10 protein-coding genes are annotated in these 13,510 nt (G+C 64.9%); 5 read left to right on the forward strand and 5 right to left on the reverse strand.

Annotated elements, in window-relative coordinates:
• Position 1: 1 nt before the first annotated feature.
• Genes ACX0GZ_RS13115 through ACX0GZ_RS13125 form a run of 3 tightly spaced genes read right to left on the reverse strand, consistent with a single transcriptional unit; the run spans position 2 to position 4,757 of the window.
• The gene (locus ACX0GZ_RS13115) at positions 2-1,519 is read right to left on the reverse strand and encodes a monovalent cation/H+ antiporter subunit D (protein ID WP_458817148.1); all 1,518 of its coding nucleotides are present in this window, start codon (positions 1,517-1,519) and stop codon (positions 2-4) included.
• Complete coding sequence (locus tag ACX0GZ_RS13120; protein WP_458817149.1) at positions 1,516-1,902, reverse strand: Na+/H+ antiporter subunit C; 387 nt, start codon at positions 1,900-1,902, stop codon at positions 1,516-1,518. The genes ACX0GZ_RS13115 and ACX0GZ_RS13120 overlap by 4 nt, the downstream gene beginning before the upstream one ends.
• Positions 1,899-4,757 (reverse strand): monovalent cation/H+ antiporter subunit A, encoded by a 2,859-nt coding sequence (locus ACX0GZ_RS13125; RefSeq protein WP_458817150.1) that lies wholly within the window; start codon positions 4,755-4,757, stop codon positions 1,899-1,901. Before ACX0GZ_RS13125 ends, ACX0GZ_RS13120 begins: the two co-directional genes overlap by 4 nt.
• Before the next feature lie 472 nt (positions 4,758-5,229).
• On the opposite strand from ACX0GZ_RS13125, the gene ACX0GZ_RS13130 reads away from it, so the two are divergent.
• The 3 genes from ACX0GZ_RS13130 to wecC all read left to right on the forward strand — a co-directional run bounded on the left by ACX0GZ_RS13130 (position 5,230) and on the right by wecC (position 8,912).
• A complete protein-coding gene (locus tag ACX0GZ_RS13130; RefSeq protein ID WP_458817151.1) occupies positions 5,230-6,366 on the forward strand; it encodes a P1 family peptidase in 1,137 nt (378 codons plus the stop codon).
• Positions 6,367-6,496: 130 nt separating this feature from the next.
• The gene (wecB, locus tag ACX0GZ_RS13135) at positions 6,497-7,630 is read left to right on the forward strand and encodes a non-hydrolyzing UDP-N-acetylglucosamine 2-epimerase (protein ID WP_458817152.1); all 1,134 of its coding nucleotides are present in this window, start codon (positions 6,497-6,499) and stop codon (positions 7,628-7,630) included.
• Positions 7,614-8,912, forward strand: coding sequence for a UDP-N-acetyl-D-mannosamine dehydrogenase (wecC, locus tag ACX0GZ_RS13140; RefSeq protein WP_458817153.1), 1,299 nt, complete (start codon positions 7,614-7,616; stop codon positions 8,910-8,912). Before wecB ends, wecC begins: the two co-directional genes overlap by 17 nt.
• A gap of 63 nt (positions 8,913-8,975) precedes the next feature.
• On the opposite strand, the gene ggt is transcribed toward wecC, so the two are convergent.
• Together ggt and ACX0GZ_RS13150 are read right to left on the reverse strand one after the other, a co-directional pair.
• The gene (gene ggt / locus ACX0GZ_RS13145) at positions 8,976-10,664 is read right to left on the reverse strand and encodes a gamma-glutamyltransferase (protein WP_458817154.1); all 1,689 of its coding nucleotides are present in this window, start codon (positions 10,662-10,664) and stop codon (positions 8,976-8,978) included.
• Between the two features lie 123 nt (positions 10,665-10,787).
• Complete coding sequence (locus ACX0GZ_RS13150; protein WP_458817155.1) at positions 10,788-11,948, reverse strand: Gfo/Idh/MocA family protein; 1,161 nt, start codon at positions 11,946-11,948, stop codon at positions 10,788-10,790.
• Positions 11,949-12,042: 94 nt separating this feature from the next.
• On the opposite strand from ACX0GZ_RS13150, the gene ACX0GZ_RS13155 reads away from it, so the two are divergent.
• Complete coding sequence (locus ACX0GZ_RS13155) at positions 12,043-12,438, forward strand: c-type cytochrome (RefSeq protein WP_458817156.1); 396 nt, start codon at positions 12,043-12,045, stop codon at positions 12,436-12,438.
• A gap of 25 nt (positions 12,439-12,463) precedes the next feature.
• Positions 12,464-13,507: a sugar phosphate isomerase/epimerase family protein gene (locus tag ACX0GZ_RS13160; RefSeq protein ID WP_458817157.1), complete on the forward strand. Its 1,044-nt coding sequence runs from the start codon at positions 12,464-12,466 to the stop codon at positions 13,505-13,507.
• Positions 13,508-13,510 lie beyond the last annotated feature (3 nt).

The raw sequence follows: 13,510 nt of genomic DNA on the forward strand, positions 1-13,510 counted from the left end.
GTCATCGCTCCCCCAGCACGGCGCGGACGCTGGCGGCGGAATCGAGCACTTGCGCGGCGGCGTCGTTCGCATAAGCGGTCGCCCATCCGGCACCGAGCGACAGCCCGCCCAGCAGCAGGATCGCGGCGATCGGCGCGATCATGTCGGTGCGCGCGATCTTTGTCGGCTCCGCGCCGTCGGTCGGCTCGCTTTCCTTCCAGAACACCGCGCTGCCCGTGCGCGCAAAGCCGATCACGCCGATCAGCGTCGTCGCCAGGATCGCACCCCATGCCCATCCCCAGCCACCGGTATCGGCGACCGATTCGAGGATCAGCAGCTTGCCGATGAAGCCCGACAGGGGGGGAAGGCCGGTGGCGGCGATTGCGGCCGCCATGAACAGCAGCCCGACCGTCTGCCGATCGGTAAAGACCGGACCGGCGCTGGCCTTGTCGGCAAAGCTCGCCCGCCTGCGCGCAACCACGTCGGCGACCAGGAACAGCGCCGCGCCCGCCAGCGTCGAATGGACGAGGTAATAAAGCGCCGCGCCCAGCGTATCGACCTGCCATCCGGCGACCGCGATCAACAAGGTGCCCGTCGATCCGATCACCGCATAGGCGGCCTGTTCGGACAGGCTGCGCGCGACGAACACGCCGGCAAAGCCGACGATCGCCGTCAGGATGGCGGCGGGAAGCAGCCAGGGGGCAGGGGCCCAGGCCGCAGCCCCTGCGCCGTCGCCAAACACTTGCGGCACCACGCGAATGATCGAATAGACGCCGACCTTGGTCATCAGCGCAAACAGCGCGGCGACCGCCGGGGTGGAGACCGCATAGGTGCGCGGCAGCCAAAGGTGCAGCGGCACCAGCGCCGCTTTCAGCGCGAACACGCTGACCAGCAACAATGCTGCGATGCGCAACAGCCCCTGATCCTCCGGCCCGATCGCCGCCACACGCAGACCCATATCGGCCATATTGAGCGTGCCGGTCAGCGCATAAAGCAGCCCCAGCGCGACGAGGAACAGCGACGACCCGACGATATTGACGACGACATATTGGACGCCCGCCTTCAACCGCGCCGGACCCTGACCATGCAGCATCAGGCCATAGGAGGCGAGAAGCAGCACTTCGAAGAACACGAACAGGTTGAACAGGTCGCCGGTCAGGAAGGCGCCGTTCAGCCCCAGCATCTGAAACTGGAACAGCGGATGGAAATGCCATCCCTTGCGATCGGCGCGGGTCAGTACGCCATGCAGCATCGCGATCAGCGACAGGGTCGCGGCGAGCGTCAGCATGATCGCCGACAACCGGTCGACCACCAGCACGATACCGAACGGCGCGGGCCAGTTGCCAAGTTCATAGGTGCGGATGGTGCCGTCCGCCGATGCGGAGAGCAGCACCAGCGCGGCAACCAGCATCGCCGCGCACGACGCGAAGGAAATGCCGACGCCCAGCCGCCGCTTGCGCCGCATGACGAGCAGCGCGATCGGCGCGGCCAGCGCCGGGATCACGACGGGCGCGATCGCGAGATGCGCGGTCAGGCTCATCGCTTCGCCTCCGCGCCCGGTTCGCTCGGCAATGTATCGTTCAGCCCGGATTCGCACGGATCGCCATCGACCTGGTCGCTACCCGTCTCAAGAAAGCTGCGAAGTGCCAGCACCACCGCGAACGCCGTCATGCCGAAGGTGATGACGATCGCGGTCAGCACCAGTGCCTGGGGCAACGGATCGGCGTATTCGGTGACCGCCTTCGACCAGATCGGCGGGCGGTTCACGGTCAGGCGACCGGAGGCGAACAGAAACAGGTTCACCGCATAGGAAAACAGCGTCAGGCCCAGCACGACCTGAAAGGTGCGGCCGCGCAGTGCGAGATAAATGCCGCCTGCGACCAGCACGCCGATCGCACTGGCGACGAGGAACTCAAGGGTCATGGCTGGCCCTCACTCTGGCTTTTCTTGTCCGCTTCGGCCTGAGCATGGGCACGCGCCGCACGTTGCGAAATGTGGCTGAGCTGCGCCAGCGCCAGCATCACCGCACCGAACACCACCGCGAACACGCCGATGTCGAACAGCAACGCGGTCGCCAGTTCGAACTCGCCGATCAGCGGCAGCGTATAGTAATCGAACGCGCTCGACAGGAAATTGGCGCCGAAGATCAGCGAGCCCAGCCCCGTCGCCATCGCCACCAGCACGCCGAAGCCGATCAGGAAATGCTCGCCGATCCGCCGTCGCGCATCGGTCCAGTCGAAACCGGATGCCAGATATTGCAGCAGGAACGCGATCGCCACGACAAGTGCGGCGATGAAGCCGCCGCCCGGCTGGTTGTGTCCGCGAAGGAAGATGTAGATGCCCGCCGCCAGCACCAGCGGCAACAGGATGCGCGTCGCCATCACGAACATCACCGGGTGGCGCTCGGGCGAATGCGGCATGTCTTCCTGCCACGACCGCAGCCGCGCGCCTGCCGCGCCGCGTGCGGTGGTGTCGAGCAGCGCAAAGATCGCGAGGCCCGCAATCCCCAGCACGATGATCTCGCCCAGCGTATCGAACGCGCGGAAATCGACCAGTGTGACGTTGACGACATTGGTGCCGCCGCCGCCGGCATAGCTGTTGGCGAGGTGATAGCCGGAAATCGGATCGTTGGGATTGCGCGTCAACATCGCCCAGGCCGCTCCGCCGACGACCGATCCCCCAAGCACGGCCAGCGCGGCATCGCGCCACCGGCGCGGCTTGCTCGACAGGAGCGGCGGCGTTTTGGGCAACAGGTTGAGCGCGAGCAGCAGCAACAGGATCGTCACCACCTCGACCGAGATCTGCGTCAGCGCAAGGTCGGGGGCGGAGAAATGGACGAAGCCCAGCGCGATGATCAGCCCGATCACGCTGATATAGATGAGCACCCGGAATCGCTGGCGTTCGGCAACCAGCACGGCGCCCGTCGCCGCGATCAGCAGCAGCCAGGCGAGGATCGCGACCGGCGATGCGGGCAAGCCTTCGCGCGGGCCGGTGAAACTGCCGCCACCGATGCTTGCGCCTTCGACCACGAGCAGCACGACGACCGCAAAGGTCGCGAACAACATGCGTTGCAGCGACGGCGTATGGGTGGCGACGATGGCCTTGCGAACGATCGCATCCGCGCCCGCCATGCCGCGTTCGAACAGCGATTTGGCGTCGGCGTGCCGTACCGCCTCGTACCGGCGCAGCAACCCGGGATGGCGCCACAGCAGCAGCGCACCGATGACGACTGCGGCGATGCTCATCATCAGCGCCATGTTGACGCCGTGCCATAAATACAGACCAAGGGCCGGTGCCGCGCCGCCGATCACCGCGCCCGCGACCGATGCCACGAGCGGCCCGGCGATCAGCATCGGGATCAGCCCCAGCAGCACCGCGATCACCACCAGCAACGCGGGCGATATCCACATGCCGATCCCCGGATCGTGCGCGCGCGCGTGCGGTTCGGGATCGCGGGGACGCCCAAAGAACAGATGTCCCGCCAGCCGCAGCGAATAGGCGACCGACAGCGTGGCGGCGATCGTCGCCAGCACCGGCACCAGCCAGGGCAGGCCGAACAATCCCACCGCCAGCGTCTCGTCGAGCATCAACTCCTTGGAAATGAACCCGCCCAGCGGCGGCAGTCCGGCCATCGCGGCGGCGGCGATGGTGGCGATGACGGCGGTGACCGGCATCACCTTGGCCAGCCCGCCCAGCCGCCTTATGTCTCGTGTGCCGGTTTCATGGTCGACGATCCCCGCCGACATGAACAGCGCCGCCTTGAACGCGGCATGGTTGAGGATATGAAGCACCGCCACTGCTGCGGCCATCTCGATCGAAAAACCGAGCAGCATGACCAGCAGCCCCAGCTGGCTGATCGTCGAATAGGCGAGGATGCTTTTCAAGTCGTGGCGGAACAACGCCACCCACGCGCCGAACACCATCGTCGTCAGCCCGACGCCGGTGACGATGACGGTGTAAAGATCGGTGCCCGACAGCACCGGCCACAACCGCGCGAGCAGGAACACGCCCGCCTTCACCATCGTCGCCGAATGAAGATAGGCGCTGACCGGGGTCGGCGCGGCCATCGCGTGCGGCAGCCAGAAATGGAACGGGAACTGCGCCGATTTGGTGAAACAGCCGATCAGGATCAGGATCAGGATGATCGGATAGAGCGGCGATGCCTGGATCACGTCGCCACTGTTCAGGATCGTCATCAAATCGAACGACCCGGCAACGATGCCGAGCAGCAGCATCCCCGCGATCAGCACCAGTCCGCCGCCGCCGGTAATCGCCAACGCCATCCGCGCGCCTTGCCGTGCCTCGGCGCTGTGCCGCCAGAAACCGATCAGCAGGAAGGACGACAGGCTGGTCAATTCCCAGAAGATCAGCAGCAGCAGGACGTTGCCTGAGATGACAATGCCCAGCATCGCGCCCTGAAACAGCATCAGGCTGGCGAAGAACCGCCCGGTCGCCTCGCCCTTGTAGAGATAGAAATGCGCGAAAATGCAGACCAGCAGGCCGATCCCCAGGATCATCCCCGCGAACATCAACCCCAGGGAATCGACGACAAGGGAGAAATCGAGCCCGATAGCTGGCACCCACGGCGTCGATACCGACAACACCTCGCCGCCGATCACCCGGCCCGCCAGCGACAGAATCAACGCAAAACCGATGGCGCTTGCGGCGATCGCGATCCCCGAATGGAGCGCGCGACCACGCGCGCTGCCGACAGCGATCAGCAGGGCTGCAACGAACGGCAGCACGACAAGCGTGTAGAGAGTCAATGGAATTGCCATTGGCTGACTGCGAAATTCCCCAAACCGATAATTCGCCGGTCGAGAACGCCGACCACCTGTTCACCCAGCCTTTAAGCGACGGATTTACGCTGGCGCAACCTTAACCGGTTTTCTGGGACGTTTATGTCGCCGACGCATGCCCGTGAGAACGCCAATCTTGTCCACCTCTGGAGCCAATTCCAACACCGCATTAGACCGCCGATCGAGGCTGTACGGTTGCAAACCAATGCCCGGCCACTGCGCAAGGCTTTCCGAGATTGCCGCCTCGTCCGAGGCTTACGGGGCGCCTACGTTCGATCCAATCCAGTTGGAGAGCGAGTCTGGGCAGGGCTATAGCCGGCTTCAGACAACGCAAACGCTTGCCGCGGCGGCCAGGTCCCTTATTCTAGGAGAGCCGTGGTCAGAGCAACTCGGGAGACTTGCGAACGCGCGCAAGTGTCTCGCCAGAACATTTTGATGCAGGGGGTGGGGCGTGGGAACCAAACGAACAACAGCGGCTGTTGCCTTTTTATCGCTCATTGCCGCGGCCCCTCCACAGACCCAGTCGCCGCCGCAGCGTGCTCGCGAAGCGGGCGTGACGATCGGTGTGCTTCCGCCAGGCCCCCTCAACGCCATCACTGATGTCGAAGGGGTTCGGGTTGGCCATGTCACGATTCGGGAGGGGCGCGATGTCCACACCGGCGTCACCGCGATCCTGCCGCACGGAGGAAATCCTTATCGCTCACGCGTACCTGCTGGCTTTGTCGCCTTCAACGCCTTTGGAAAGTTCATGGGCTCGACCCAGGTTGTGGAATTGGGCGAGATCGAAACGCCGATCTTGCTGACCAACACGCTCAGCGTCGCCGAAGCGGCGGCGGCGACAATCGAATGGACGCTCGCGCTGCCCGGTAATGATAAGGTGCGATCGGTAAACGCTGTGGTTGGCGAAACCAATGACGGGCTGTTGAACGACATTCGTCGCCGGCGCGTGACCATTGCCGATGCGCGGCGAGCCATCGAAATCGCAGCCGGCGGACCGGTTGCCGAAGGCGGCGTCGGTGCAGGTACTGGCACGGTCAGCTTCGGCTTCAAAAGCGGAATTGGAACGGCCTCGCGCCGCCTTTCCGGCGATATGGGCGGCTGGACACTCGGCGTTCTCGTCCAGTCCAATTACGGTGGTGTTTTGACCATCGACGGCCTCCCGGTGGGCGAACGGCTCGGCAAACATGCGTTCAGCGCCTTCAACGACCGGACAATGGCGGATGGGTCGGTGGTAATCGTGATTGCCACCGATGCGCCCCTTTCCGATCGCAACCTGCGGCGCATTGCGGAGCGTGCATTTATCGGAATTGCGCGCACAGGATCGTCGTTCTCCAACGGCTCCGGAGACTATGCCATAGCGTTCTCGACCAACTCTGCTGTGAGGCGTGAACAAGGGGTTTCACGAGCGTCCGGCCCAGAAATACGCAACGAAGCGATGACTCCGCTTTTTCAGGCGGTCGCCGAAGCAACTGAGGAAGCCGCGATCAACGCGTTGTTTGCGAGCACGCGGGTTGAAGGTCATCGCGGCACAGCTGAGCCCCTTCCACACGACGCAATAATGTCTTTCATGGGCGCGGAGCGGAAGTAGATCGGGATTATACTTCATGCTTGAACCGCTCTCCACTTGTCAGTGTTCCGATAATATATCTTATGTAAAGCGTCGAGATAGCGACGTCGCTTAGCGCGTCCTTAAGCGATCCGCGCTAGAGTTGCCGCCCATGAGCACCACACCTCGCACCCTCATCATCTTTGGCACCCGCCCTGAAGCGATCAAGCTGTTCCCCGTCATCGCCGCCCTGAAGGCGCGCGGCGATCTCGACGTGCGGGTGTGCGTCACGGCGCAGCATCGCGGGTTGCTCGATCAGGTGCTCGACATTGCCGGGCTGTCGCCCGACATCGACCTCGACCTGATGGAGCCGGGGCAGAGCCTAGACCGGCTGACCGCGCGGCTGCTGACGGGCCTGGGCGAGGTGATGGACCGCGAACGGCCCGACCGGGTGATCGTCCAGGGCGACACCGCCACCGCGATGGTTGGCGCGCTCGCCGCCTATTACCGCAAGATCCCCGTTTCGCATGTCGAGGCGGGGCTGCGGTCGGGCGACATCCACCATCCCTGGCCCGAGGAAGTGAACCGAAGGATCGTCGCTCCTATCGCCGACCAGCATTTCGCGCCGACTGAGACGGCGGCGGATGCGCTGCGTCGCGAGAATGTCCCGCCCGCTACCATCCATGTGACGGGCAATACGGTGATCGATGCGCTGCACGCGACGACCGCCCGGATCGAGGGCGATCCGTCGCTGGCCGCGGGGCTCGACGACATTGCCGTGCGCTTCGCAGGAAAAAGGCTGGTGCTTGTCACCACCCATCGGCGCGAAAACTTCGGCGGCGGAATGCTGGGCATTGCCGAGGCGATCGGCCGCATCGCGGCGCGCGACGATGTTGCGGTGCTGTTCCCCGTACATCCCAACCCCAATGTCGTGTCGGTGATGGACGACAGGCTCGGCGACCGCGCCAACATCGCGCGGATCGACCCGCTCGATTACCCGCATTTCATCCGCGCGCTGGGAATGGCCGATCTGGTGCTGACCGATTCGGGCGGGGTGCAGGAAGAAGCGCCCGCGCTCGGCAAGCCGGTGCTGGTGATGCGCGAAACCACCGAACGTCCCGAGGGTGTCGTGGCTGGCACCGCCAGGCTCGTCGGCACCGATCCGACGCGGATCGTTTCCGAAATCTCAACCCTCCTCGACGATGATGCCGCCTATCAGGCGATGGCGCGCGCGCACAATCCGTTCGGCGACGGCCATGCCTCGACTAGGATTTCGGGGATTATTGCGGATGGTTTCGGACTCTGAACTGAAGGTCGTCGTCCTCGGCCTGGGCTATATCGGCTTGCCGACCGCCGCCGTGATCGCGCGCACCGGCGCGCAGGTGCTGGGGATCGACGTCCACCAGTCGGTCGTCGACACCGTCAATTCGGGCAAGGTGCATATCGAGGAAATCGACCTCGACGGCCTCGTCTCGGGCGTGGTCGCGCGCGGCAATCTTCGCGCCTCCACTCAGGTCGAGCCTGCCGATGTGTTCGTGATCGCGGTGCCGACGCCGTTCGACGAGGATCACGCGCCCAATATCGGCTATGTCCTGAAAGCCGCGACCAATGTCGCCGCCGTCGTCAAACCGGGCGATGTCGTGATCCTCGAATCCACGTCGCCGGTGGGCACGACCGAGGAAGTCGCCAAACTGCTGTCGCAACTCCGCCCCGACCTCAAGGTGCCCGGCCACTGCGTCGGCACGCCCGACATCGCCATCGCCTATTGCCCCGAACGCGTCTTGCCGGGGCGTATCCTGGTCGAACTGGTCGATAACGACCGCGTCATCGGCGGGATCACCCCGCGTTGCGCTCGCAAGGCGCTGCAATTCTATCGCCGATTCGTGCGCGGGGCGTGCGTCACCACCAATTCGCGCGCGGCCGAAATGACCAAGCTGACCGAAAACGCGTTTCGCGACGTCAACATCGCCTTTGCCAACGAGCTGTCGGTCATTTCCGACAATCTGGGCATCGACGTGTGGGAAGTCATCCGGCTGGCCAACCGCCACCCGCGCGTCAATATCCTGTCGCCCGGCCCGGGAGTCGGCGGCCACTGCATCGCGGTCGATCCGTGGTTCATCGTGCACGGCGATCCAGAAAACGCCCGCATCATCCGCACCGCGCGCGAAGTGAACGACGCCAAGGTCGGCTATACGATTGGCCGCGCCGAAGCACTGATCGAAAGCCTGCCCGGCGTGCCGGTTGCGTGCATGGGCCTGGCGTTCAAGGCGAATATAGACGATTTCCGCGAGAGCCCGGCGATGAAGGTCGCCAGCCATCTGGCCCACCGCTTCGGCGACCGCATCCGCATCGTCGAACCCTATGCCGGCGCCCTGCCTCCCGCCTTCGACGGCAGCGGCGCGAGCCTGATCGACGTGGATGCAGCGATCGAGGATTGCCCGATCTTCATCGTGCTGGTCGATCACGAAATCTTCAAATCCATCCCGCTCGACGAGCGGGCGGACAAGCGGGTCTATGACACGCGCGGGATTTGGCCGGACCAGCCGCTTGACACCCCGGTCGAACATCCCCTCCGCATCGCGAGTTGACGCTCCCCTTCCGAAGCTGGCAGTCGATCGTTGCGACGCTCAGGCGAAGGCGCCGGCTTCCGGCTATTGAAGGATCGCAACGCCTTCGCTTCGCGGGTCGGCGGCACCTGCCCAGATGCCGTTGACGCGCTGAACCGCGTTGACCTTCGACCCGATCGACGCCTCTCTGACAATATGCCCCTTCGCGCGCAGACCCGCCAGCAGCCTCCCCGTATCGTTCGACGGCTCCATCAAGATCGTGTTTCCGTCAAAGAACAGGTTGGGCAGCGCGATCGCGTCTTGCGCCGATAGGCCGAAGTCGAGCACCCCGATAAGTGTCTTGGTCACGTGCATGATGATGCGCGGGCCACCAGCGGAACCGAGCGCAAGGATCGGTCGGTCGTCGGCGTCATAGACGATGGTCGGCGACATGGACGACAATGGTCGCTTGCCGCCTTCGACCCGGTTCGCAACCGGCAATCCGCCGCGCTCGGGCCGAAGGCTGAAATCGGTCAGTTCGTTGTTCAGCATCATGCCGTTGGCGACCAGCTGGCTGCCCCACACGCTTTCGATCGTCGACGTCATCGCAACGACATTGCCTTGCGCATCGACGGCGGAGAAATGCGTGGTTCCCGCCTCGGTCGACGGCGTGGGCGCACCGCGCGGTGGCGCGCCCGGCGGCATACCGTGTCGCACCGACGGCGCGGCACGATCGCTGCGGATCAGGCGCGATCGTTTTGCCAGATAACCGGGGTCGATCATCCCCGCCAGCGGCACCGATACGAAGTCGGGATCGCCGATATAATGATCGCGATCGGCGTAGGACAGGCGCATTGCTTCCGCGATCGCGTGCCACGCCTCGGGCGACTGCGCGCCCATCGCGCCAATGTCGAACCGCTCGATCATCCCCAATATGCCGAACACGGTGGTCGCACCGGACGATGGCGGCCCCATCCCGCAAACCTTGTACACGCGGTAACGCACGCACACCGCGTTGCGCGGGGTGGCGGCATAGCTGCCAATATCGGTCGTCGTCATCGTCGCCGGGTTGCGCCGACTGCCGCCGACGGCCGCGATGATCGCCTGAGCATTCTCACCCTCGTAAAATGCGTCTGGTCCCTCGCTCGCAATGCGTTTGAGCAACCGTGCGAGTTCGGGATTGCGGACCGTCGCTCCCACCTCGAGCGGACGACCACCGGGCGCATAGAGTGCCTGCGTTTCGGGAAAGTCCTTCCAGCGCGGGGTCGCGCTCGCGATGAAACGCGCCATCATGGGCGAGACGGTAAAGCCCTGTTCGGCATGGCGGATCGCGTGGTCGAACAATCGTGCCCAGGGCAGCTTGCCCCAACGCCGATGCGCATCCGCCATCAGCCGGATATTGCCGGGCACGCCGACCGACAGGCCGCCGGGATAGACGTCGGCATGATCGCGCGGCTTCCCGTCCGCTCCCAGAAAACGGTTCGGCGTCGCACCGGACGGCGCACGCTCGCGCCCGTCGATGGTATCGATCAGCCCCTGGCGCGCGTCGTGATGGACGAAGAATCCGCCCCCGCCGATCCCGCTCGATTGCGGTTCCACCACGGTCAGCGTCACCATCATCGCCAGCGCCGCGTCGGTGGCGCTGCCGCCCTCTCGCAGAATCGCAGCGCCCGCTTCGGACGCGCGCGGGTCGGCGGCGGAAACCACCCCTTGCGCAATCGCCGTGAGCGGGCTGCCGACCGCCAGCGCGAACAGAAGCGGCGCCAGAATGCCAAACCAAATCCGACTGATCATCCCGCCCTCTTGTTGCCATGCCGATCGACTGCACCGTTTGCACGGTGTCGATCGACGCTTCGGCAACCGCCAGTCGCATTCATTTCCTGTCGTGAAACCGACAGTTATGGCCGTAGATGGCGACTAGGCGACAGACGTCCATTTCTCCGCGCCGCGATCGTTGGCGATCATTGCTTCGATAAACGCCATTGTCCGCAGACCGTCATCGAGCGAGGGGAACCAGTGCGTCTCGCCCGCGATCGGCGCAGCGCTCGCGTCTACGCGGATCGCGGTGGCGAAATCGCGGTAGAGGTTGGCGAAGGCTTCGATATAGCCTTCGGGATGGCCCGCGGGGGTGCGCAAACGCGCCAGCGTGGTTTCCGCCAAAGCAGGGCCGCCTGCACGGACGATCTCGGCCGGACGGTCGAGCCAGCGCAGCGTCAGCGTATTGGGCTCCATCTGCGCCCATTCCAGCCCGCCGCGTTCGCCGTGGATGCGCAGCCGCAGGCCGTTCTCGTCGCCCGCCGCGACCTGGCTTGCCTTCAGCGTGCCGCGGGCGCCGCCTTCGAACCTCAGCAGCGCCGATACGTCATCGTCGAGGCGTCGGCCCTCGACATGGGTGGTCAGGTCGGCGCTCAGCGCCTCCACCCGCAAGCCCGACACATGTTCGGCAAGCTGGAATGCGTGGGTGCCGATGTCGCCCAGGCAACCGCCCATCCCTGCGCGTGCGGGATCGGTGCGCCATTCTGCCTGCTTGTTGCCGCCCGCGTCGATCGGCGCGCTCAGCCAGCCTTGCGAATATTCGACCTGGACCAGACGGATGGGGCCGAAATCGCCGCGCGCGACCCGCGCCCGCGCCTCCTCGACCAGCGGATAGCCGCTATAGGTGAACGCCAGCGCATAGAGCCGCCCGCTGCGTCGTACCGCTTCGGCGATGGCGCGCGCTTCGTTCAGGTTCAGCGCCATCGGCTTTTCGGACATGACGTGAAACCCCGCATCGAGCGCGGCGATCGCCATCGGCGCATGGAGGTGATTGGGGGTAACGATCGCCAGCGCCTCGATGCGTCGATCCTCCGGCAGCCCGCGCTCGCTGGCCAACAGCGCATCGATCGTGGGATAGACCCGGTTCGCCGCAATGCCCAGCGCATCGCCGCTGCGCCCATTGCGCGCCGCATCGGTGCTGAACGACCCGGCGACCAGTTCAAATTCGCCGTCGAGCGCCGCCGCCATCCGGTGCACCGCACCGATGAACGCCCCTTCGCCACCCCCCGCCATGCCGTAACGGATTTTCGATCTGGCGTTCATACTGACGTCACTCCTGAATTCGTATGCATGGTTGCGCTAAACACAGCCGGGGGGTTACATGCAGCGAACGATCGTTGCCAGAGCGGAGAGGATAATGAAATTTCTTATCGGGCTGCTGCCCGTCACGGCAGCGTCGCTCGCGTTTGCGTACTCCCCTGCACCGTCGGCGCCGGTCACGCCTGCCGCCAACCAAGGTGCCGCCACCTTTGCCTCTTGCAAGGCGTGCCATACGCTGAACGCCGGCGGGAAAAGCGTCATGGGACCCAATCTGCACGGCATCTTCGGCCGTCAGGCCGCAACCGACGCGACATTCAAGAATTACAGCCCGGCGCTGAAAAACTCCGGCATCCGCTGGAACGAGCAGACACTCGACCAGTATCTCGCCAACCCGACAAAGGTCGTGCCGGGAACCCGCATGGTGGTTCGCGTCGCCGATCCGGCCAAACGCAAGCAGCTGATCGTCTATCTCAAGGCGGAAACCGCCAAGTGATGCGGCGCGCAGCGGGGGTGACGGCATGAAGGGTCCGGCGGTCTTCCTCGCCCAGTTCATGGCCGACGCGGCGCCGTTCGACACGCTGGCGTCGGCGGCGCGCTGGATGGCCGATACGGGCTATGTCGGGGTGCAGATACCCACCTGGGACAGCCGCTGCATCGACCTGAAACGCGCTGCAGACAGTCAGGATTATTGCGACGAAATCGCCGGTGTCTGTCGCGAGGCGGGCGTCGAGATCACCGAGTTGTCGACGCACCTTCAGGGCCAGCTCGTCGCGGTCCACCCCGCCTATGACGCCGCGTTCGACGGCTTCGCGCCGGAAGCGGTGCGCGGCAAGCCGGTCGAGCGCCAGGCATGGGCCGTCGATCAGCTGAAGCTCGCCGCAAAGGCCAGCCAGCGCTTCGGCCTCGATGCCCATGCGACCTTTTCCGGCGCGCTCGCCTGGCCGTTCCTCTATCCCTGGCCGCAACGTCCGGCGGGACTGGTCGAGGAAGCGTTCGGCGAACTCGCGCGTCGGTGGCGACCGATCCTCGACGCGTTCGACGATGCGGGCGTCGATCTCTGCTACGAAATCCATCCGGGCGAGGATCTGCACGACGGCGCGACGTTCGAGCGGTTCCTGGCGGGCGTCGGCAATCACGCCCGCGCGAACATCCTTTACGATCCCAGCCATTTCGTGCTGCAGGCGATGGATTATCTGGATTTCATCGACCTTTATCACGACCGCATTCGCATGTTCCACGTCAAGGATGCGGAGTTCAATCCGACCGGGCGTTCGGGGGTCTATGGTGGTTATCAGGACTGGCTGAACCGGCCGGGCCGCTTTCGCTCGCTGGGCGACGGGCAGGTCGATTTCACCGGCATCTTCTCCAAACTGACGCAGCATGGCTATGAGGGCTGGGCAGTGCTCGAATGGGAATGCTGCCTGAAACATCCCGAGGATGGCGCCCGCGAAGGTGCCCCGTTCATCGCCGCGCACCTGATCCGCCGCCCCGAACGCGCGTTCGACGATTTTGCGGCAGCGAGCGATCCGACATTGAACCGGCGATTGCTCGGGCTCGAATGATCG

It is taken from the genome of Sphingomonas aestuarii (assembly GCF_054457155.1).